The sequence below is a fragment of the Streptomyces sp. C36 genome (assembly GCF_040932295.1).
Classification (GTDB): Bacteria; Actinomycetota; Actinomycetes; order Streptomycetales; family Streptomycetaceae; genus Streptomyces; species Streptomyces triculaminicus.
Genome location: NZ_JBFQGI010000006.1, coordinates 45,233 through 65,137 on the forward strand (window position 1 = coordinate 45,233; position 19,905 = coordinate 65,137).

The 19,905-nt window shown below is 70.1% G+C and carries 21 protein-coding genes; 5 read left to right on the plus strand and 16 right to left on the minus strand.

The annotated features are described in order from the left end of the window. The first annotated feature begins 112 nt into the window (after positions 1-112). Positions 113-1,342: an MFS transporter gene (locus AB4K12_RS19280; protein WP_368435334.1), complete on the plus strand. Its 1,230-nt coding sequence runs from the start codon at positions 113-115 to the stop codon at positions 1,340-1,342. 94 nt (positions 1,343-1,436) lie between these two features. On the opposite strand, the gene AB4K12_RS19285 is transcribed toward AB4K12_RS19280, so the two are convergent. After that, entirely contained in the window at positions 1,437-3,056 is a 1,620-nt protein-coding gene (locus AB4K12_RS19285; RefSeq protein WP_368435335.1) for a purple acid phosphatase family protein, read from the minus strand. 15 nt (positions 3,057-3,071) lie between these two features. After that, the gene (locus AB4K12_RS19290; protein WP_368435336.1) at positions 3,072-3,629 is read right to left on the minus strand and encodes a hypothetical protein; all 558 of its coding nucleotides are present in this window, start codon (positions 3,627-3,629) and stop codon (positions 3,072-3,074) included. 302 nt (positions 3,630-3,931) lie between these two features. Between AB4K12_RS19290 and AB4K12_RS19295 the strand changes: the two genes are divergently transcribed. Both AB4K12_RS19295 and AB4K12_RS19300 read left to right on the plus strand, forming a co-directional pair. Further along, positions 3,932-5,863, plus strand: coding sequence for a S41 family peptidase (locus tag AB4K12_RS19295; RefSeq protein ID WP_368435337.1), 1,932 nt, complete (start codon positions 3,932-3,934; stop codon positions 5,861-5,863). Positions 5,864-6,039: 176 nt separating this feature from the next. Then, positions 6,040-6,375, plus strand: a complete 336-nt coding sequence (locus tag AB4K12_RS19300; protein ID WP_368435688.1) for a helix-turn-helix domain-containing protein — start codon at positions 6,040-6,042, stop codon at positions 6,373-6,375. Between the two features lie 99 nt (positions 6,376-6,474). On the opposite strand, the gene AB4K12_RS19305 is transcribed toward AB4K12_RS19300, so the two are convergent. The 4 genes from AB4K12_RS19305 to AB4K12_RS19320 all read right to left on the minus strand — a co-directional run bounded on the left by AB4K12_RS19305 (position 6,475) and on the right by AB4K12_RS19320 (position 9,174). Then, positions 6,475-7,083, minus strand: a complete 609-nt coding sequence (locus AB4K12_RS19305) for a ClpP family protease (protein WP_368435338.1) — start codon at positions 7,081-7,083, stop codon at positions 6,475-6,477. A gap of 4 nt (positions 7,084-7,087) precedes the next feature. After that, positions 7,088-7,735: a ClpP family protease gene (locus AB4K12_RS19310; RefSeq protein WP_368435339.1), complete on the minus strand. Its 648-nt coding sequence runs from the start codon at positions 7,733-7,735 to the stop codon at positions 7,088-7,090. A gap of 197 nt (positions 7,736-7,932) precedes the next feature. Beyond that, on the minus strand, positions 7,933-8,586 hold the full coding sequence (locus tag AB4K12_RS19315; RefSeq protein WP_368435340.1) for an HAD-IA family hydrolase: 654 nt from the start codon (positions 8,584-8,586) through the stop codon (positions 7,933-7,935). A gap of 84 nt (positions 8,587-8,670) precedes the next feature. Further along, entirely contained in the window at positions 8,671-9,174 is a 504-nt protein-coding gene (locus AB4K12_RS19320; RefSeq protein ID WP_368435341.1) for a cupin domain-containing protein, read from the minus strand. A 241-nt stretch (positions 9,175-9,415) separates the two neighbouring features. Here AB4K12_RS19320 and AB4K12_RS19325 point away from each other — a divergent pair, with 241 nt between their 5' ends. After that, the gene (locus AB4K12_RS19325; protein ID WP_368435342.1) at positions 9,416-9,922 is read left to right on the plus strand and encodes a MarR family winged helix-turn-helix transcriptional regulator; all 507 of its coding nucleotides are present in this window, start codon (positions 9,416-9,418) and stop codon (positions 9,920-9,922) included. Between the two features lie 79 nt (positions 9,923-10,001). Here AB4K12_RS19325 and AB4K12_RS19330 read toward each other — a convergent pair whose 3' ends face one another. From AB4K12_RS19330 to legP, 10 genes are all read right to left on the minus strand, one after another. Next, positions 10,002-10,421 (minus strand): nuclear transport factor 2 family protein, encoded by a 420-nt coding sequence (locus AB4K12_RS19330; protein WP_368435343.1) that lies wholly within the window; start codon positions 10,419-10,421, stop codon positions 10,002-10,004. A gap of 87 nt (positions 10,422-10,508) precedes the next feature. Continuing rightward, positions 10,509-11,708: a cytochrome P450 gene (locus tag AB4K12_RS19335; protein WP_368435344.1), complete on the minus strand. Its 1,200-nt coding sequence runs from the start codon at positions 11,706-11,708 to the stop codon at positions 10,509-10,511. A gap of 76 nt (positions 11,709-11,784) precedes the next feature. Continuing rightward, positions 11,785-12,330 (minus strand): terpene synthase family protein, encoded by a 546-nt coding sequence (locus AB4K12_RS19340; RefSeq protein WP_368435689.1) that lies wholly within the window; start codon positions 12,328-12,330, stop codon positions 11,785-11,787. Beyond that, positions 12,331-12,744, minus strand: a complete 414-nt coding sequence (locus tag AB4K12_RS19345) for a hypothetical protein (protein WP_368435345.1) — start codon at positions 12,742-12,744, stop codon at positions 12,331-12,333. Between the two features lie 109 nt (positions 12,745-12,853). Continuing rightward, positions 12,854-14,230: a cytochrome P450 gene (locus tag AB4K12_RS19350; protein WP_368435346.1), complete on the minus strand. Its 1,377-nt coding sequence runs from the start codon at positions 14,228-14,230 to the stop codon at positions 12,854-12,856. A 138-nt stretch (positions 14,231-14,368) separates the two neighbouring features. Beyond that, on the minus strand, positions 14,369-14,971 hold the full coding sequence (locus AB4K12_RS19355; protein ID WP_368435347.1) for a TetR/AcrR family transcriptional regulator: 603 nt from the start codon (positions 14,969-14,971) through the stop codon (positions 14,369-14,371). 79 nt (positions 14,972-15,050) lie between these two features. Beyond that, positions 15,051-16,013: a quinone oxidoreductase gene (locus AB4K12_RS19360; protein WP_368435348.1), complete on the minus strand. Its 963-nt coding sequence runs from the start codon at positions 16,011-16,013 to the stop codon at positions 15,051-15,053. Positions 16,014-16,187: 174 nt separating this feature from the next. Further along, positions 16,188-16,529, minus strand: coding sequence for a YbaY family lipoprotein (locus AB4K12_RS19365; RefSeq protein ID WP_368435349.1), 342 nt, complete (start codon positions 16,527-16,529; stop codon positions 16,188-16,190). Continuing rightward, positions 16,526-17,521, minus strand: a complete 996-nt coding sequence (locus AB4K12_RS19370) for an MvdC/MvdD family ATP grasp protein (RefSeq protein ID WP_368435350.1) — start codon at positions 17,519-17,521, stop codon at positions 16,526-16,528. The genes AB4K12_RS19365 and AB4K12_RS19370 overlap by 4 nt, the downstream gene beginning before the upstream one ends. Continuing rightward, complete coding sequence (gene legP / locus AB4K12_RS19375; RefSeq protein WP_368435351.1) at positions 17,518-18,648, minus strand: Dot/Icm T4SS effector Zinc-dependent metalloprotease LegP; 1,131 nt, start codon at positions 18,646-18,648, stop codon at positions 17,518-17,520. Before legP ends, AB4K12_RS19370 begins: the two co-directional genes overlap by 4 nt. Positions 18,649-18,929: 281 nt before the next feature. On the opposite strand from legP, the gene AB4K12_RS19380 reads away from it, so the two are divergent. Further along, on the plus strand, positions 18,930-19,760 hold the full coding sequence (locus AB4K12_RS19380) for an SDR family NAD(P)-dependent oxidoreductase (protein ID WP_368435352.1): 831 nt from the start codon (positions 18,930-18,932) through the stop codon (positions 19,758-19,760). Positions 19,761-19,905: the final 145 nt, after the last annotated feature.

The window sequence follows — 19,905 nt, forward strand, 5'->3', positions numbered from 1 at the left end:
CGAGCCGAGGCTCTATGTCGTAGGGCACGCACGGCAGTCCACAACAGATGTGCGTGAATGGCGAGCGATCAGGTGTTGGACCGCGCGACCGGGGCGCGGCGAGGCTGAGGACATGCCCTCGCTCCGCTCCAATCCGTACGCCCGTCTGTTCGCCCTCCCCGGCGCCCGCGCCTTCACCGCGTGGAACCTGCTCGCCCGGCTGCCCATGGGCATGTTCGGCGTCGGCGCCGTGATGATGATCTCCGCCGAGCGCGGTTCGTACACGCTGGCCGGCGCCGTGACCGCGACGGGCCTCGCCGCGACGGCGCTGGCGGGCCCGTGGACGGCCCGGCTCGTGGACCGCTACGGCCAGGCGCGCGTCACCGTCCCGGCCGCCGCGTTCGCCGCGCTGGGCTCGCTGTCGCTGGTGCTGTGCGTGTACGCCGACGCTCCCGCCTGGACCCTGTTCGCGTCGTACGCGGCGACGGCGACCAGCCCCAACACGGGCGGTATGTCGCGTGCCCGCTGGGCGCACCTCCTGCGCGGCGACCCGGCCGCCCTGCACACCGCCAACGCCTTCGAACAGGCCGTGGACGAGGTGTGCTTCATGCTCGGCCCGGCCCTCGCGACGTTCCTGTCCACGTCTTTCTTCCCCGGGGCGGGCACGCTCACCGCCGCGCTGATGTTCGTCACGGGTGCGGTGCTCTTCGCGGCGCAGAAGCGTACCGAACCCCCGATATCGGCCACTCCCCTGAAGCAGCGTTCGCCCCTGCGGGGTAATCGCGGACTCGCCGCGATCCTGGCCGTCTTCATCTGCACCGGCGCGCTGTTCGGCTCGCTGGAGGTGGTGACCATCGGCTTCGCCGACGCGCAGGGCCACCGGGCGGCCGCGGGCGCCGTCCTGGGCCTTCAGGCGGCGGGTTCGTGCGCGGCGGGCCTGCTCTACGGGCTGAGGCGCCCGGCCTCCCCGGCGTCCGCGCGCTTCCCGCGCTGTCTGGCGGCGATGGCCGCCCTGGCACTCCTGCCGCTGCTGACGACGGCGGCGGGCGGCGGACTGCCGCTCCTCGCGGCCGCGCTGCTCCTGGCGGGCATGGCGACGGCGCCCTCCATGGTCACGGGCATGAACCTGGTCCAGGGCCTGACCCCGCCGGGCAGCCTGAACGAGGGCATGACGTTGGCCGTGACGGGCCTGCTCGCGGGCATAGCGGCGGGCTCGGCGACCGGCGGCTGGGCCGTCGAGCACCTGGGCGCCGCGGGCTACGCCGTGCCGGGGGTGGCCGCGGCGGCCGCGCTGCTCGTGGCGACGGCGAGCCGGAGGTCGCTGGTGGGGCGCCGCGCGCTCAGCGTGCGGCCCGCCGCCTGAGCAGCGCGCCCGGGCCCGGCGCCGCCGGCACTCCGGCCGCTGGATGCGTGGGGCTTCTGCCTCAGCCTCCAGGTGGCCGCCAGTGCCGGTCGGTTCAGTGGCGCGCGTCCGAACGCGGGCGCTGCAGGGTGAAGGTGTCGACGGGTGTCAGGTCGCCGTGGGGCCCGTCGAACGTGTAGTAGGTGACGCGCATCCGTGTCAGGCCCTCGCGGCGGTCGCCGGGATCGACGTCGAACGCGGCGAAGCCGCGGTTGTACTTGCGGTCCTGGACGGCGGCCCAGGGCGCCTCCTCGGGGATCCACACCGGCTCGCGGTGGCCGGAGGAGGTCTTGTCGTCCTTCAGGCCGACCAGGACCCGGGCCTGGGGTCTGTCGAAGAGGTCGTCCTGGCTTGTGGCGATGTTGCCGCCCGCGCCGATGACCATGTGAACGGTGCCCTTGCCCGTGTCGATCAGGTCGGTGCGGGTGGAGACCGGGACAGGAGTGCGGGCCTCGTTGGGCAGGGTGCCGCGCACCGGGTGCGACCGCTCGTAGTGGTGCTCGTGCCCGCTGACCACGAGGTCGACCCCGTACGCGTCGAACAGCGGACCCCAGGCCCGGCGCACCCCCAGATCGCTGCCGGCGCTGCGGTGGCTGGAGATCATCGGCTGGTGCATGCACACCACGACCCAGTCGATGCCCCGGTCCGCCCGCGCGGCCTTCAGCTCGCGCTCCAGCCAGCGACGCTGGGCACCGCCGGAGTAACCGCTGATGTAGGTGTCCCCGCCGTCCTGGAGCGCCACGTCGTCGTTGGCGAGGCTGATGAAGCGGACCGCGCCGACCGTGAACGCGTACCACATGCCCCGGGTCTCCTCGTCGGAGGAGGCGGACGAGGAAGGCAGCGCGAAGTAGGTCTGGTAGCCGGCCGCGCCGATGGGCCCGTTGCCCTTCTCGTTCTCGTGGTTCCCCACGCAGGGCATCCACGGGCGCAGCCGGGTGGAGCGACTGTTGTTGATGAACCAGTCCGCCCAGGTCGCCGCCCGGCTCGTGCCCCACGCACCGGCGATCGCGGCGTAGCACAGGTCGCCGTTGACGAAGTTGAACAGTGGGGCGACCCGCTCGACGGCGGAGACGATGTCCGCCGAGGCGGGCGAGCCGACCTGGCTGCTGGTGTGCAGCGGGAAGCGGTTGACGGGGGAAGGGACACCGTCCGGAAGGTGGATGACCCGGCGCAGGTTGGGCGTCGCCTGGTCACCGAAGCTGGTGAAGGTGAAGGCGGCGCGGCCGCGCGGCGCCGTGGTGAACGAACCGGTCTCCGGGGTCGCACCGTCGTGCCCGGCCGTGTACAGGTACGTGGCCGAGGGGCGCAGGCCGGTGATCCGGGCGTGGTGGACGTACACCTCCTCCTTCGACAGCCCGTCCCGGTAGGTGCGCGTCTCGGCCTCGACGAGGCGGCCGCCGTGCCCGCCCTCGGGAGAACCGAGCCGCACCTGCGGCCTGCGGACCGACTGCGGGGTGATCCAGGAGACGGTCATCTCCGAGGACGGGTCCGAGCCGAACTGCAGGTGGACGCCCAGGACTCCTGGCGCGCCCAGCCGGTGCGGCCGGCTTTGCAGCAGCGGCCCGGGCGCCGTCGGCGAAGGGGAAGCGGCGGCTTCCCCGGCGGCACTGGTGACGAACGGTACGGCGGCCGCGGCCGACGAGCCCTTGAGTACGGACCTACGCGTGATCGCCATGAAACGCCCTGTTCCCTAGGGGAGTTGATGATCCTTGGCACTGTAAACGATCAATACCTGATCTGCCCACGACGATTTTGCGCTCCGGGTACCCCCACCCGGGGCCGCAGTCCGCCTGGCGATCCACCGGCCGAGGAGAACGTGTGCCTCAGCCAGGTGGGCGTGCTGTCCGAAGGGGACAACCGGCTGCGCTGGCCCCGGTTCTCCGCCGAGAACATCGACCGTGACCTCGCGCTCGTACGGGCCCTCGTCGCCGGACACGGCGATCAGGCCGAGGTCGTGGAACAGGTCGAGGCCGTTGAGGTGCGCGGAGGTCAGGAAGATGTTGGAGCACGTGCCCTGCAGGCCCGCCGCCACGAAGTCCGGGGCTGGGTCCGAAGCGGCGGCCGTCACGTTGGTCCAGTACTGCGCGGCGGAGCCGTACCTGCCGAGCAGGATCCGGGCGTCCGCCGGCACGGCTTCCCGGTCCGGGCGAGTACGGACGGGGGCGGGATCCGCCTGCCACTCCTCGCTCATGACGGCGAGCGCGGCGACCGCCGCCTCGGCTTCCAGGCGGTACAGGAGGCCGGGCATCTCTCCCGCGGCCGGGGGGTCGAAGGGGTAGGCGGGGAGCTCGTGACGGGCGGTGTTGGTGCGGTCCATGTCCAGCCGGACCCGGCCGCGGGGGTCGGGTGCCTCCCGGTGCACCGGAGCACCGATGCCCGCTCGTGCCCGGCGCCGCGGCGGCGAGCAGCTGCTCGATGCGCTCCCACTCCGCCGGCTGCGCCCGTCTTTTCAGGCGAATGATGGTTGTGACACTCACATTCCTGCGGACGTCGGCCGATAACTGAGATCGAAAGCTCCAGAGACCCGTTCCAACAACCTCGGGATACACGATGGCCCACCCAGCCGACGGTTCTGCCCCGGATTTCGTCTCACAGGCCGCCGATCCTGTCCGGGAACACCTGGCCTCGTCCACCGGGCTGGCCGACTTCCTCGCCGGCGCCGGCACCCTGACGCTGGACGAGCGCCGGCTGATCGTGGACCAGGCGAAGCTCATGCTGGAGCAGAACTATGTCCACCTGCCGCTCAAAACGGCGATGCACGCCGTCAACCCGGTGCAGCGTCTACGGGTACTGCGCCGCCGGCTGGAGCGGCAGACCGAGACGACCAAACCCCCGGAGTGGATGTTCCACGCCGAGATGTCGGAGATCTTCCACTCGGTCAGGGACCTCCACACCAACTATCTGCTCCCCGACCCCTACGCCGGCAAGGTCGCCTACCTGCCGTTCCTCGTCGAGCGGTACGAAGACGACCGGGGCGAGCATTTCATGGTCACCCATGTGGCCCAGGGATTCTCCGCTCCGGGCTTCGAACCCGGCGTCGAGATCACCCACTGGAGCGGCATCCCCATCGCCAAGGCCGTTGATCTCAACGCCGCCCGTTTCGCGGGCAGCAACACCGCCGCCCGCCGCAGCCGAGGTACTCAGTCGCTGACCGTGCGGTCGCTCGGCACGCATCTTCCCCCGTTCGAGGAGTGGGTGACCGTCAGCTACACCGACGACAGCGGCACCAAGCGCGAGCTGCGGGAGATCTGGCGGATCGTGGAGAATCTCCCGCCCTTCGTCACGGCGCAGGCGCCGATGGGCACCGCTTTGGTCGAGGGCCTGGACCTCGACATGGACGAAGCCAACCGTGCCAAGGTGATGCTGTTCGCGCCGCAGGTCGTCGCTCAGAAGAAGGCTCTCGAAGCAGGCGAGGCCGCCCCCGAGGTACGCGCCGGCGAGATGGCCACCTCGATGCCGGGTGTGTTCCGGGCACAGGAGGTGCGGACTTCCTCCGGCACCTTCGGCTACATCCGGATCTTCACCTTCCTCAAGCGCGACGTGGAAGGATTCGTCCGTGAGTTCGTCCGCCTGCTCGGCCTGATGCCGGACCGCGGACTGATCCTGGACGTCCGGGACAACGGCGGCGGCATCATCTTCAACGCCGAGTTCGCGCTGCAGACGCTCACCCCGCGCCCCATCACACCCGAGCCGACGCAGTTCATCAACTCCCCGCTCAACCTACGGATCTGCCGCAAGCACCAGGATGAGCTGGGCGCCTGGGTGCCCTCCATGGAGCAGGCCGTCGAGATCGGCTCCACCTTCTCCAGCGCCGTCCCCATCACACCCGAGAAACGCGCCAACGCGATCGGCCAGCAGTACTTCGGCCCGGTCGTCCTCATCACCAACGCTCGCTGCTACTCGGCCACCGACATCTTCGCCGCCGGCTTCCAGGACCACCAGATCGGCCCCGTCCTCGGCACCGACGAGAACACCGGTGCCGGCGGCGCCAACGTCTGGGAACACGAGCGCCTCGTAGCACTCCTCGAGGACGAAGCCGACACTCCGTACGTACGGCTGCCGAAGGGAGCCGGCATGCGGGTGGCGATCCGCCGTACCCTGCGGGTCGGCGCCAACTCCGGCACGCCGGTGGAGGACCTCGGCATCACCCCGGACGTGCCGTACCGAATGACCCGCCGGGACCTGCTGGAGGGCAACTCCGACCTCTTCGAGCGCGCTGGGCAGATCCTCAAGGGCCTAACGCCACACCCTGTGGCCATCACGGAAGCGACCACGACCGACGGTGCTCTGCGGCTCAAGGTCCAAGCCACCAACATCGACCGGTTGGACGTCTACGTCGACCAGCGCCCACGCAACTCCGTCGATCTCATCGACGGCCAGGCCGACATCACCATCCCCGACGCCTCCACCGCTCAATCGGCCCGCGTGGAGGGTTTCGCCGACAGCCGACTCGTTGCCAGCAGAACCGCGCAGCTCGGCTGAAGGGCCTGCACAGTCAACGGTGTCGAGTTCGGTGACGACGCGAACTCCGCGCCGCGGTTTCGCGGGCGGCAGAACGCTCGACCAGTCCCTGGCCGCCTTCGTGCTTCTACGCTGGAGGGGTGAGCACCCAAGCCTCGAAGCCCGCGCCCAACCCCGCGCCCGCGCCCGCCCGTGTCATCCCCCTCCGCCCCGCGCGGGAGCCCCTGTGGCGGAACGTCGTGGGGGAGGTGTTGCGCCGGGAGCGGCTGGCGCAGAAGCGGACGCTCAAGGACGTGGCCGACGCCGGGCGGATCTCCATGCCCTACCTCTCCGAGGTGGAGCGCGGCCTCAAGGAGGCGTCCTCCGAAGTGCTCGCGGCCGCCGCCACGGCGCTCGGGCTCAGCCTGGCCGAGCTCCTCGCCTTGGTCCAGGCGGAGCTCATCCGCCTGGCCAGCCGTACGCACGTCCGCTCGGTCGGCCGGGCAGCGCCGCAGGCACAACCGCGTCAGGGCGAAGTGCGCCTCGCCGCCTGATCGCCTTCCTGATCGCCCGCCTGATCGCCTTCCTGACCGGCTGGCGTCGGCTTGGCGGGTGGCCGCCCACCCCCGTAGCGCGGCCACCCGCCCCCGCAGCTACGCGGCCGCCGGCAGGACCCGGCGGCTGAGGACCGCGTCCGCGAGGCCGTACTCCACCGCCTCCTGCGCGGTGAAGACCTTGTCGCGGTCCATGTCGGCGCGCAGGGTCGCAACGTCGTGGCCGGTGTGCCGGGAGAGGACCTCTTCCACTTCCGAGCGGATGCGGAGCATCTCCTTGGCCTGCAGGGTGAGGTCGGAGACGGTCCCCTGCCGGCCCCCGCTGGCGGGCTGTCCCAGCAGGATCCGCGCGTGTTCGAGGACGAAGCGCCGGCCCGGGTCTCCGCCGGCGAGGAGTACGGCCGCGGTGGAGGCGGCCTGGCCGACGCAGAACGTGGAGATCGGGGCGCGGACGAAGGTCATCGTGTCGTAGATGGCCATGAGGGAAGTGAAGGATCCGCCCGGGGAGTTGATGTAGAGGGCGATCTCGCTGTCCGGGCTGGACGATTCGAGGTGGAGCAGCTGAGCGATGACGACGTTGGCGACGCCGTCGTCGATCTCCGTGCCGAGGAAGATGATGCGCTCGGAGAGCAGCCGGCTGAAGACGTCGTAGGCCCGCTCCCCGTTCGAGGTGCGCTCGACCACGGTGGGAATGGTGTACTGGCTCATGTCGTCAGAGTCCGATCCGTCGCTTGGTGCCGGCTGGGCGGACGTCCTCCAGGGACTCCACGACGCGGTCGATCATGCCGTAGTCCTTCGCCTGCCGCGCCGTGAACCACCGGTCGCGGTCGCCGTCGCGGGAGACGGTCTCCTCGGACTGGCCGGTGTGCTCGGCGGTGATGCGCTCGATGGCCTTCTTGGTGAATTCGAGGTTCTCGGCCTGGATGGCGATGTCGGCGACGGTGCCGCCTATTCCGGCCGACGGCTGGTGCATCATGATCCGCGCGTTCGGCAGGGCGTAGCGTTTGCCCGGTGTTCCGACGGTGAGGAGGAACTGCCCCATGCTGGCGGCGAATCCCATGGCGAGGGTGGAGACGTCGTTGGGGATCAGCCGCATCGTGTCGTAGATCGCCAGCCCGGCCGTGACCGAGCCGCCGGGGCTGTTGATGCAGAGGGCGATGTCGGTGCGGGGGTCCTCGGCGGAGAGGAGCAGCAGCTGTGCGCAGACGCGGTTGGCGGAGGCCTCGTTGACTTCCGTGCCGAGGAAGACGATGCGCTGCATGAGCAGCAGCGAGGCGAGGTGGTCGTCGAAGCGGGTCGGGGACGCGTCGCCGTCGGTGGCGCGCGGTTCGAGGGCGAGGGGTGAGAAGAGGGGTGACATGAGGTCTCCTCGGCCGGTCGGTGGTGTGGTCGGGTCTCCACCACTCTCCGGCCGTCCGCGGCCCCGCGACAGCTTTCTCTGCCCCCGGCAGATTCGCCGAGGGCAGAGCGAAGGCCCGTAGCGGTACACGCCGGCAGCCACCCGACGAAGTCGGGCGACCGGCCCTGCCTCACGAACATGCCGTATGTGCCTGGGCGTCAGCCGACCGTGATCTCGAGCTGTCCGTCCTGCGAGACGTGAGCGGAAATCGCGGTGAGGTCCTTGACGGTTACATCCGCTTCAAGCCTGTCCGCCGCGTGCGTGGTGGTCAGGGCGATGGTCGTCATGCCTGCCGCGCGCCCAGAGGCCAGCCCGGCCGGAGAGTCCTCGACCACGGCGCAGCGGGAAGGGGCGACGCCGAGACGCTCGGCTGCCAGGAGGAAGGGTTCCGGGTGAGGTTTGTGGTGGGTGATGTCGTCGACGGTGACGAGGACCTTGGGGAGGATGCCGAGTTGCCCGAGCCGGGCCTCGGCGACACGACGGGTGCCGGAGGTCACGACGGCCCAACGGTCCGCGGGCAGTGCGGCGATGAGTTCGGCGGCTCCGGGCACCGGGGTGACGTCGCCTGCCAGGGCGCCGGCCACCTCGGCGTCCTCCAGGCGCCGCAGCGCTTCGGCCACCTGGTCGGCGGGCATGAGGTCCGCGATGATCGCGGAGGCGGGCCGGCCGTGCACCGGGACCCGGGCCATCACCTCTTCCAAGGTCATGCCGTACGACTCCGCCCATTGCCGCCACGCGCCACCGGCCACCAAGCGCATGGAGACGACCGTGTCGTCACTGTCGAACAGAAGGGCGTCAACCGGGAGTCGCATGGCCGGGAGCGTACCTGGTGATTCGATACGGCAGGCGCCCGGCGGTGCTTCGACCCTCCTGCCAGGATCCTTATCGGCAGCCCGCTACACCGCCCCCGTCCCGAAGTCCTCCTCGAAGTAGCTGTCGTGCCGCACACGGAACTCCTTGAGTTCCTCGCTGCCGCGCTGCGACATCTCCGCGACCCTTTCGAAGAACTCCTCGCGCGGGGCGCCCGGGGAGAAGAGCATGAGCATCGACATGGGCTCGTCCGTCACGTTCTTGAAGGCGTGCAGGCCGCCGGGCGGAACGTACAGGAAGTCGCCGGTGCGGCCCGTCACCCACTTGTCGCCGTTGAAGAGCTCCAGTTCGCCGGAGAGGACGTAAAAGGCCTCCGACATCGCCTTGTGGAAGTGGGTCTTGGCGCCGGCGGCCCGCGCCGCCAGGTCCACCTGGTACAGGCCGTACTCGCCGCCGGTGGACTCGTGCGTGGCGAGGTAGCGGTAGGCGTCGCCGCGGGGCGAGGTGAGGTCCGGCGGGGTGTCCGCGGTACGGAAGGAGGCGTTCACTTCGCCCTTGTCTCCGTGGTAGCGGGCGGCGGGGTAGGACATGGCGGGGCCTCTCATAAGGGTTGTGGCGCTGGCCGTGGTGTCCGGGCGGCGGGAGTGGGCTCGCCATCGGGATCGGTGGCGGATGACGGGAGCGCGCTGCCCAGCCGATCGGGGATCAGGACGGTGGCACTCCGGACAAGTGTTTCAACGCTGCGGTCTTTTGACGTTGAAATAAAATCACGCTTGTCCTTCGACGGCAAGTTTCTTAAGGTTGAAACAAATGGCGTGGGAGGAGACCCGGATGACCGACGCGGTGGACCTGATCACCGAGCAGTGGTGCGAGGAGCGCCCCGAGCTGGCCGACGCCCTGAGGGCGATGGAGGTCTTCGGGCGCATCCAGCGGATGCAGCGCGTCTACGACCGGCACTTCAAGAAGCTGTCCGACGAGTTCGGCCTGAACCTCGGCGAACTCGACATGATCTTCACGCTGCGTCGCTCCGGACCGCCCTACACCCTCACCGCCGGAGCCTTCGTCAAGGCCGCCATGGTGACCGCCGGCGCCGTCACCAACCGCCTCGACCGCCTGGAGGACAAGGGCCTGGTCGAACGCGTCCGTGAGAGCAGCGACCGCCGCTCGGTGCAGATCCGCCTCACCGAACGCGGCAAAACCCTCGCCGTCGACGCGCTCGCCGCCCACCTGCGCGACTACGCGGAGATCCTCTCACCCCTCGACCCGCAGGAACGCGAGCAGATCTCCTCCGGCCTGCGCAAGATCCTGACCGCCCAGGGCGACACCACACTCGGCTGACGGCGATCACTGCGGCAGCAGCAGGCGCTCAGACACCCCAGGTCAGGGACGCCACAGCGCCGCAATCGGCGCGACGGGCTCAGGTGGGTTCCGGGCGTTCGTAGCAGTCGTAGTTGCGCTGAGCCAGGATCCTGCCGTCACGGAATTCGAGGAAGACCGCGATGTCGGCACGCAGCACGTGACCGGCGGGGAGGTCGCCCAGCGGGACGGCGAGCGTTCCGGTCCAGGTGACTTCCAAGGCGACCTGGTCGCCGGCCGCCACCGCGTTGCGCACCTCGAACCGCTGACGGCTGAGGATGGCGCGGCCCCGCTCCGCGGCCTGGAGCACGGCGGGCAGATCGCGCCGGACGCCGTCGGGGAAGAGGGCGTTGGGGTATTCCTGCTGCACCGCCTCCTCGTGGAAGAAGCGGGCCAGTTCGGCGCCGACGGCTCCTCGGGAGACCGCCTCGTGGTATCGGACGGCGGTCTCGATGTTGGGGTGCTGCGGCAGACCCGGCATGGAGAGCAGCATAGGCGGCCGGCACGTGGGGGTGGCGGTGCCGTGCTGCCCGCGCTGGACCCGCGGGTGAGTGGCATGGCCGACCGGTCACCAGGTGACCGGGAGTGCCTCGACGCCGTAGACCGTCGAGCCCTGGCGGTAGCGGAGGTCGGCTTCGGGGACGGCGAGTCGGAGGGTGGGGAAGCGGCGGAGCAGGGCCGGCAGGGCGATCCTCAGTTCCAGTCGGGCCAGTTGCTGGCCGAGGCACTGGTGGGCGCCGAAGCCGAAGGACAGCTGGGCGACCGGGCGACGGTGGAGGTCGAGGTCGTCGGGGCGCTCGGGGACGAGGCCGGGGTCGCGGTTCGCGGTCAGGGGAGAGAGCAGCACGTGCTCGCCCGCGGCGATCCTGTGGCCGTTGAGGTCGACGTCGGCCACGGCCGTGCGCAGGAGCGGTGCGGGGATGGCGAGATGGCGCAGGAGTTCCTCCACGGCTGTGCCGGTGACCGTGGGGTCGTCGCGGAGGGCGGCGAGTTGGTCCGGATCGCGGAGCAGGGCCAGCACGCTCAGGGCGAGCATGGTCGCCGTGGTCTCGTGTCCCCCGACGAGGAGGGTGGTTCCGAATCCGATGAGTTCGTCGTCGGTGAGCTCCGCGCCGTGCTCCCGCACCACCGTGCCCAGCACCCCGTCCCCAGGGGTGGCCCGGTTGCGGGTGACGATGTCGGCCATGGCGGCGTTCAGTTCGGCCGAGGCGGCCACCAGGCGTTCGGCGTCGGCCGTCCCATCCATGATCACCTGGGAGCAGCGCTGGAACATGGACCGTGTCCCGTAGGGGACGTCGAGCAGTTCGCAGATCGCCAGCGAGGGAATGGGCAGGGCGAACGCCTCGACCAGGTCGACGACGGGTCCGTGTTCCGCCATCGCGTCGAGGTGGTCGGAGACCATCATCTCGATCGCGGGCCGCAGCCGCTCGGCCTGGCGGACGGTGAAGCTGCCGGTGAGCATGCGGCGGAGGCGGGCGTGCTCCGGACCGCTGTAGGCGGGCAGGAAGCCCGGGTGGTTGAACAGGGTACGCGGCAGTGCCGGGTCGATGCCGTTGCCCGTCACCAGGCGTTGGTCCGCGAAGGCGGCCCGGACGTCGCCGTACCGGGTGATGACGACGGCTTCGATCTCGCCGCGAATCGGGTGGAGGACGCGCAGCCGCGGCAGGCCGTCCTCCTCGCGCATACGGAGGAGATCCGGCGACGGGTCGAAGGGGCAGGTCCGGTCCCGTTCGGAGGCTACGAAGGACGCTGAGCGGTGATCGGGCATGGTGCGTGCTCCTCAGCTGTGTCGATAGCTGCGTCGATCCTGGGAACGCCGTCTTCTTGTGGTGGCGAGCGCCGGCCTACACGCGGTAGCGGGTGGAGGCGTGGTGCCAGTCGTGGGCGCCGCGGATGGTGGTCTGCAGTGCCTCCGTGCAGTAGCGCCGCAGCAGGTCGCGTTCGGCCGGGTCGAGGTGGCTCGTCGCCGTCGCGCCGAGAAGGTCGCGGTGGGCGCCGGTGAACAGGTCCAGGGCTTCGCTCCGGTGGCGGAGGGCTTTCTGGATCGCTTCCGGCCGGGAGAGGCCGTGTTTCCGCTCCAGGCAGAGCACGAGGTTGTTCCGCTCCCCCAGTGCCGCGTCCTTGTCCAGGGAGACGATGTCGTTGTCGCAGATGATGAACGTCTTCGTCATCTCGCGCATGATCGACAGGTGCGGCAGCGCGTACAGGTGGTCCGGAAGGACGCACGAGGACAGGCGCTCGGCGAGGTCGATGACCGGTGCCACGCCGATGGTGTGGCGACGGACGCGCAGGTACGTGCTCAGGGACATGGGGGCGTCGGCCTGCCGGCTGCGCGCCTCGTGGACATGGTGGTCGAGGTAGGAGGACCAGTGGGCCGCCGATCGCTGGATCTAGTCCTCGGGCATGCCCTGGCAGCTGCGTCGGCGCATGTCGGCGAAGGCACCGGCCAGGGGCAACGGGGACGCCTCGCCGGTGGTGCCCTCCTTGACGAGCTCGACGAGGTGGCGGACCCGCTCGGGCGACCGGCCCCACTGCTCGTCGAGCGTGTCGTCGAACAGGAAGTACCAGCTCTGCTGGTCGACTCCGAGGTCCAGTTCGCTTCCGGTCGCGTTCGGATAGAACATGGCCGCGATCAGCGGGAACTGGCCCTTGAGGTGATGGGCCTCCTCCGCTTCCGAGGACAGGAAACCGAAGGACTTCGGCCAGGCGAGGTGGCGATCGTGGGCGGCTCGGAAGTCCGGACTGATCCGGTGGCGAAAGGGGACGGGAGCCGGAGCCGGGGGCCCTGGGTTGTCCTCGGCCACGGACCCGGGTACGGGCACAGGCGCGGGCACAGGCGCGGACCCGGGTACGCGCACGGAGGGATCTGCGGTCGGCATCATGGTGTGGCGCACCTCCAGGAGCAGGGCCGTTTCAGCTGGTCGGCCAGGGTGAGACGCGCATGGGCAGCGCATTGGGCCGGATCAGCGCTTGGACCACCGGCCGGACGCGGCGCCCCTCGACCGGCTGCGGTCGCCACCGCGAGACGATCGAGCGGAGGACGACCAGCATCTCGGTCATCGCGAAGTGGTCCCCGATGCACTTCCGGTTGCCGAGGGCGAACGGAACGTAGGCGCCCGGCGGAAGATCCTTCTCGTTGCGGCTGAGCCACCGGTCCGGGTCGAATCGCAGGGGGTCCGGGTAGTACGCCGGATCCCGGTGCATCGTCACCGCGCTGTAGATCAGCTCGGCTCCCTGCGGGAGCTCGACGCCGCAGACCCGCACCGGCTCCAGGGCGCGCCGCATGAGCAGCCAGTTGGGCTGGTGCAGGCGGAGCACCTCCCGGAGGAACCGGTCGGTGAAGGGAAGCGTCGCCGCGCCGGGCAGGACACCGTCGGGCAGCGCATCGCACTCGGCCCTGATCCGATCGGTGATCTCCGGGCGCCGGCCGAGTTCGTGGAGCGCCCAGGACAGGGTGGTCGACGTGGTTTCGGCACCGGCCATGAGCAGGGACAGCAGCTCGTCGCGGGCTTCCACGTCGGTCATCCCCTGCGGATTCCCGGGGGTCCCGGCGAACATGATCGACAGCAGGTCTCCGCGGTCGGTGGGGTCCTGCCGAGCCTGCCGGACAGCGGTGTCCGCGAGTTCGCGCAGCGCCGCGGCCGCGGACAGGTACTTGCGGTGTCCCAGCGCGGGCGAGGACGCGATCGGCGCGGGCAGGACGGTGCCCACGAAGACCCCGCGCATCACCGTGGTCAGATGCTCGGCGACCCGCTCCCCCAGCTCGGCCACGGCTGCGGCGCCGTCCGGGCGTTCGGAGCTGAACAGGGTCGCGACGAGCATGACCGTCATCATCCGGCGCATCACCAGATCCATGGCGATCACCTCACCCGGGCTCCAGGACGACACCTGTTCCTCTGCGATGTCGGTCATCGTGCCGACGCACGCGGCGATGCTGTCACGGTGGAAAGCGGGCTGGAGCGCGCGACGCTGACGCCGGTGGAAATCCCGCTCGGACGTGATGATGCCGTTCCCGATGAAAGGCCGCGCGATGTCGAACAGCAGCCCTTTGCCGAACTTCCTGCTCTGCGTCACGAGAACGCTGTGGACGGCCTCCGGTGAGTTCAGGACGAACACCGGCCGATTCCCGAGGAATATCCTGACGATGCCGCCCTGCGCCCTGACCGACTGCAGGAAGTCGCACAGTCCTGCACCCCCCTCAAGTATGAGATCGAAAAATCGCTCGCCTTTGGAAAGTTCCCTCGTCCGTAGTGCACTGTGATCATCGTCCGCCGCCTCCGGAGAGGTCAAGGGTCCGGCCGAAAACGCACGGCCGGAGGGCCTTTGGGCCGAAGGATGTGAATTCCTTCGGAATTCAAGCCGGAGCTGTCGGCCGTGCTGTCGATTCGGACCATCCGTCAGGGGAGTCCTCGGCCGACCGCAGGGTTCTCAACGGTCGCTGCGGACGGAAGCGCGGAGGTGGGCTATGCCCAGGTCGATCGCGACCTCCAGGTGGGTGGAGCCGCCCGTGGTCATGAGGATCAGCACGCCGCCCTGGATGCCGGCCAGCAGGGCCGCGGCCTCTCGATCGGCGTCCAGTTCGGGGGCGATCTCACCGCTGCCCTGCATGTGGCCGATCCCCGCGGCGAGTTGTCGCTGCCACCGGCCGAGCAGTTCGCCGGCCACGGTCCGGGTGGCATCGGTGGTCCCGCCCAGTTGGGCGAGGGCCGCGTGGAGGGGACAGTCGCTGCCCTGCGCGCGGTAGCGGGCGACGACCTTGTCGCGCCACTGCTGCCAGGCGGGCCAGGAGGTGAGGGAGCCAAGCTCCGGTTGCTGCTCGTCGATCACCCGGGACGCCTCGTGCCGGGCCACGGCGAGGAGCAGTTCGTCCTTCCCGCCAGGGAAGTAGTGGAAGAGCTGGCTCTTGCTCGTCGCCGTGCGGGCCATGACGTCCTCCAGCCGCACGGCGAACACGCCCTGTTCGCGGATCTGGCCGGCGGCGCCTTCGACGATGCGCTGTTTGGTCGCGGCGCCCTTACGGGTCAACGGCATGGGTCCTCCCGGTACGAGCTTGTTGTGTTCGGTTCAGCGGGCGGGCGCGGCGGGTGCGGCCGGACCGGGTAGCGGCCGGTCAGGGCAGGAGCAGCAGTTTGCCGGTGGTGCGACGCGACTCGATGTCCGCGTGGGCGCGGGCGGCCTCCGCGAGCGGGTAGCGGGCGGTGACGCGTGGGGTGAGCCGCCCGGCCAGGATCAGGTCGAACATCTCCCCGGTCCGCTGCAGCAGGGCCTCGCGGGTGGGGACGTGGTGGTGGACCACGGGGTAGGTCAGCAGGATGCTGTTGGGCAGGTCGGTGGGCCGCAGGCTCGGGACGCCCATGAAGGGGCCGTAGTAGGCGTGGACCCCGTGCGGGCGCAGGGCCGCCTGGGAGGAGTGGAACGTCCCGGTGCCGCCGCCGTCGTAGACGACGTCGGCACCGCGCCCGCCGGTGAGCTCCCTGACCTGCTTCTCGAAGCCGCCGCCGGAGTGGACCAGCACGTGGTCGGCGCCGGCCTCCTTCGCGGCGGGGGCCTTTTCCTCGCGGGAGACCAGGCCGATCACACGGCCGCCGCGAGCCTTGACCATCTGCGTGAGCAACTGGCCGACCCCGCCGGCCGCGGCGTGCACCACGGCGGTGTCGCCCGGACCGATCGGGTAGGTCTCGGTGCTCAGGTGGCCGGCGGTCAGGCCCTGCATCATCACGGCGGCGGCGGTCTCGTCACTGATGCCGTCGGGCACCTTGACCAGCGAGTGGGCGGGGACGGCGAGCAGCTCGGCGTAGCTGCCGGGGTGGTAGAACCAGGCCACCCGGTCACCGACGGCCAGGTCCCGAACCCCTTCCCCGAGGGCCGCAACATGGCCCATCCCCTCGGCGCCGAGGATCGCGGGCGCCGCCCAGCCCGGGCCGCCCTCGGCGCGGGCGCCGACGTCCATGTAGTTCACCCCGGCCACGCCGAGCCGCACCTGCGCCTCACCGGGACCGGGTAACGGGTCCGGCAGCTCCGTCCAGCGCATGACCTCGGGACCGCCGTGCTCCTCGATACGGATCGCATGCATGGGTGACACCTCTCTGCCTGAGCGAGCGCCTTGCGGGCGCGTTGCTGTCGGGAATGGCAGCACCGTAGGCCGCCAAAATTGGACCGACAAGTCCAAACTCAGGTGCTGGCATGCGGGTTGGCCCGGCCCACGATCACGTGCGATGGCCCGGCAGGAGGCAGGCACAGGGCCCCGTCACATCCTGCTGACGGGGGCGATCAGCTCATCGGTGGTCTCCATCGGCACCGGGCTGGCCTGAGTGCTGATCAAGTCGCCCGGATCCAGGGTTCCGGTCCCGCTCAGGTCGACGTGGACGCGGAGGCCGTAGCGGCCGGCAGGGTCGAGGTCGGGCACTTCCACCTCGAAGGGGACGCTGCCTCCCGGGGCCAGTGGCACGTCGGCCTGAACCTGTGAGCCGACCACCGTCGAAGGCGCGTCGGAACGGGAGACGTCCCGTACCTCCACCAGGAGGCGGGCGGCCCGCAGCCTGGGGGCGTCGGAGGGCAGGGACACCCGGCCCCTGACGGCGCCGCTCATCCCGCCCTGCCGGCGAGGGTCCGTGAGGGGAGCCGTTCCGCGCCCGGATCCCGTGCGTCCATGCGTGACAGGAGAGCGGCGACCTCCGCACTGATCGGCATGTCCGCGCGTTCTTCGACGAACAACCATTGTCCCGCCGGATTGACCTCGAAGAAGACGTACTGCCCGTCGGGGCGCCGACGCAGGTCGATGGCGCCGTACACCAGGCCCAGACGGCGCATGAGCCGGAGAAGCCCGGCGGTGAGAGGCGGCGGGAGAGCGACCGGCCGCACCGGGGTCTCGTCGACCACCATCCGCATGTCGACCGGATAGCTGGTGGCCGAGGCATCGATCTCGGCGGCGAAGACGCGATCGCCGACGACGGTCACCCGCAGATCGGCCCCGGGGACGAACTCCTGGAAGATCACGGGGGCATAGCGCACGGATTCCAGCTCTTCCAGCTCCTCCGCGCGAACGAGTCGGGTTTCGCGCCAGGCATCGACGCCGGCGATGAACGCCTTGAACACGGTCCGTCCGACACCGACTTCCTCGATGAACCGGCGGGCCTTTTCCGGTCGATTGGTGACCAGAGTGCGCGGCAGCGCCAGACCGGCCTGGCGCGCCGTCTCCCATTGGTAGGGCTTGTGGTGGGCCATCGCGTCCAGGGCGGGCGGATTGACCCAGGTGCAGCCGAGGGAGTGGAAGAGGCCGTGCAGCGCGTGGCTGGTTTCACTGGCCGCGAAGCCCTGGTCCCGTGCCGCGCCCAGAGCCCGGTCGACGGTGAAGGGCCGGATGCGCCGCCACCAGGCGACGCGGCACTCGTCCAGTCGAGTGCGCCCCGCCGGGGTGGCGAGCGCGTACTCCGGTCGGCCGTCCGTGGGATAGTCGATGGTGATTTCGCCACGGACGGGAAGGTCGGCCAGGTCGACGCGGACCACCTCGCGGCCGGCGGCCTCCAGCCGGCGCACTACTTCGGCTGTGTGGTCCTCGTCGTAGGAGACGACCAGAATCATCGAGGCTGTCCGGTACCGCTCACGGCCGCTGCTCCGAGCTGGGCCATGAGGTTGTTCTGGTTGGCGACCGCGACCGCGAGGCCTTGCTGAAGGGCGGCCAGCGTCTGGGTGAGCTGACGGACCTGTTCGACGAGTCCGTCGGGCTGAGCGGTCGTGGAGGTCATGGAAGGAGCCTGATGCGGAGTGCCCAGCACGAAGGGGCTGGCAGCGCCCGGGCTCATCGGTTCCAGGAAGGGATGCTTGGTCGGTATATCGCCGGTCGGGTGCTTGGGCGGTATATCGGCGGTCGGGTCCTTGGCCACTTCCTTGATCGTGACAGCAGGCGCCGGGTACATCGTGTGGACTCCGTTGATGTCGCCCTGGGACAGCCCTGTTCGTTGTCCCAGCACCACCCCCGGAGGCAGCGGTTGCCTGGGGATGATGGTCGGCTTGCTGGTGTCCACGGCGAACGCCCCCGGCGGGTAATGCATGATCGAGCCGTAGTCGTACGGGCCCAGGTCATCGCCGTCGGTGATCTGCTGGACGAAGTTGTGCTGCATGTCGGGCTCGATGTTCGCGAAGACGATGGTGACAAACTGATCGCGGTCCTCGCGGCTCTGCTCGTGCCACAGCCCCACGGTGTGCCCGATCTCGTGGATGGCATTTCCGGCGCTGCAGTTCGAACCCAAGGTGATGGTTTGCGGACCACCCCGTCGACCGACGTTGGAGGAACATCCACCGCCCGGCACGAAGCGCACGAAGTCCGGGAACTGCGCAGCGTTGGCGGGAGTCCGCGCCACGAAGCGGATACGAGTACGGGACGTCCAATGCTGGATGGCGGTCGTGACGCGCTGCGGGTCGGGAAGACCAGGGTCGATCTCGAAGGGGACGGTCGCGTTCGGCCAGCGGAACTCCTCCCCCGTGACTCCTACGGAGGCGAGGATCAGTTCGTCCTGGACGGACGTGGCGGCGGCCTGTATCTCATTGACGGTACCGAGGACGATGTCGCCCTCGAACATCGCCATCCCGTCCACCTCTGCATATTGGGCGCCCTTGACCTGGAACGTCACGCCCCTCACCAGAGCCGTACCGACGACGGGGCCGGAACGGTGCTCGCCACAGCCGTTCACAGTCGGATTCGCGTTCATCGCGACCTCGATTCATCGGGAATCGTCGGGCGGGAATCCGAATGAGTTCAGCGTGCATGCACTTTCGACACGCATGCGCTGAGGCCGCCCGCGTGCTGGACTGCAGCCTGTCGATATTCCATACGGGCACGTCACAACCCCCTCTTACCCAACCTTCACCCTGTACCAGGTGAGCTGCAAACCGAACGTCCCCTCGGCGTGCCGGCGGGCTCCTGTCCGTTCGAACGCGCCGGGTACGATCACGAGGAGAGCACGCGACCACTGCGGAGGGCGGAACGACCGTGACGGACCAGCGGGTTTACCTCGTTACCGGCGGAGGCACGGGCATCGGAGCCGCCACCACACGGATGCTGCGCGCTGCCGGGCACCACGTCGTCGTCTCCGGGCGGCGGCCCGAGCCACTGCGGAAGATCGCGGAGGAGACCGGGGCCCTCGCACATCCCTCCGATGCCGCCGACCCCGACGCCGTGCGCGAGCTCGTCGAAGCGACCGTAGGGGCGTACGGACGGCTGGACGGCCTGGTGCTCAACGCGGGCATCGGCGTCGGCGGGGGCGTCGGCGAACTCTCGGTCGAGGACTGGGAGAACGTGATGCGCACCAACCTCACGGGCCCCTTCCTCCTGCTGCGAGCCGCGCTCCCGCACCTGCTGACCGCACGCGGCTCGGTCGTCGCCGTCGCCTCGGTGTCCGCGCTGCGCAACGGCGTGGGCAACGCCGCCTACGCCACGTCCAAGGCGGCCCTGCTGCAGCTCTGCCGCTCCCTGGCCGTCGACTACGGCCGCGACGGACTGCGCGCCAACACCGTCTGCCCCAGCTGGGTACGCACCGAGATGGCCGACCGGAGGATGACGCGCTTCGCCGACGAGGCGGGCCTCGGGGACGGCGGCACGGACGCCGCGTACGAGGAGGCGACCCGCCTCATTCCCGCCCGCCGGCCCGGGGAACCGGAGGAGGTGGCCGAGGCCATCACCTGGCTGCTCTCGCCCGCCGCCTCCTTCGTCAACGGCGCGGCCCTCACCGTCGACGGCGGTGTGACAGCCGTCGACCCGGGGACCGTCGCCTTCGACTTCCGTATCGAGCCGCGTGCTGGCGGTGCCCCCGAACGAAGCTGACGGTACGGCGCGTCAAAGGCTTCGACTTGCCACCGCACGGACCGTTCGTCCTCGGCGGAGTCTCGCGGCCCCGCTCGAACTGTCTCCAGGGGGACGAGCGGGGCCGCGGCCCTCGGGCGAGGTGTGGGCGTAGTAGTCGCGGGCG

Coding starts and splice junctions, on each gene's coding strand:
- AB4K12_RS19280 (WP_368435334.1), top strand. CDS start 113: ATGCCCTCGCTCCGCTCCAATCCGTACGCCCGTCTGTTCGCCCTCCCC.
- AB4K12_RS19285 (WP_368435335.1), bottom strand. CDS start 3,056: ATGGCGATCACGCGTAGGTCCGTACTCAAGGGCTCGTCGGCCGCGGCC.
- AB4K12_RS19290 (WP_368435336.1), bottom strand. CDS start 3,629: ATGCCCGGCCTCCTGTACCGCCTGGAAGCCGAGGCGGCGGTCGCCGCG.
- AB4K12_RS19295 (WP_368435337.1), top strand. CDS start 3,932: ATGGCCCACCCAGCCGACGGTTCTGCCCCGGATTTCGTCTCACAGGCC.
- AB4K12_RS19305 (WP_368435338.1), bottom strand. CDS start 7,083: ATGAGCCAGTACACCATTCCCACCGTGGTCGAGCGCACCTCGAACGGG.
- AB4K12_RS19310 (WP_368435339.1), bottom strand. CDS start 7,735: ATGTCACCCCTCTTCTCACCCCTCGCCCTCGAACCGCGCGCCACCGAC.
- AB4K12_RS19315 (WP_368435340.1), bottom strand. CDS start 8,586: ATGCGACTCCCGGTTGACGCCCTTCTGTTCGACAGTGACGACACGGTC.
- AB4K12_RS19320 (WP_368435341.1), bottom strand. CDS start 9,174: ATGTCCTACCCCGCCGCCCGCTACCACGGAGACAAGGGCGAAGTGAAC.
- AB4K12_RS19325 (WP_368435342.1), top strand. CDS start 9,416: ATGACCGACGCGGTGGACCTGATCACCGAGCAGTGGTGCGAGGAGCGC.
- AB4K12_RS19330 (WP_368435343.1), bottom strand. CDS start 10,421: ATGCCGGGTCTGCCGCAGCACCCCAACATCGAGACCGCCGTCCGATAC.
- AB4K12_RS19335 (WP_368435344.1), bottom strand. CDS start 11,708: ATGCCCGATCACCGCTCAGCGTCCTTCGTAGCCTCCGAACGGGACCGG.
- AB4K12_RS19355 (WP_368435347.1), bottom strand. CDS start 14,971: ATGCCGTTGACCCGTAAGGGCGCCGCGACCAAACAGCGCATCGTCGAA.
- AB4K12_RS19360 (WP_368435348.1), bottom strand. CDS start 16,013: ATGCATGCGATCCGTATCGAGGAGCACGGCGGTCCCGAGGTCATGCGC.
- AB4K12_RS19365 (WP_368435349.1), bottom strand. CDS start 16,529: ATGAGCGGCGCCGTCAGGGGCCGGGTGTCCCTGCCCTCCGACGCCCCC.
- AB4K12_RS19370 (WP_368435350.1), bottom strand. CDS start 17,521: ATGATTCTGGTCGTCTCCTACGACGAGGACCACACAGCCGAAGTAGTG.
- legP (WP_368435351.1), bottom strand. CDS start 18,648: ATGAACGCGAATCCGACTGTGAACGGCTGTGGCGAGCACCGTTCCGGC.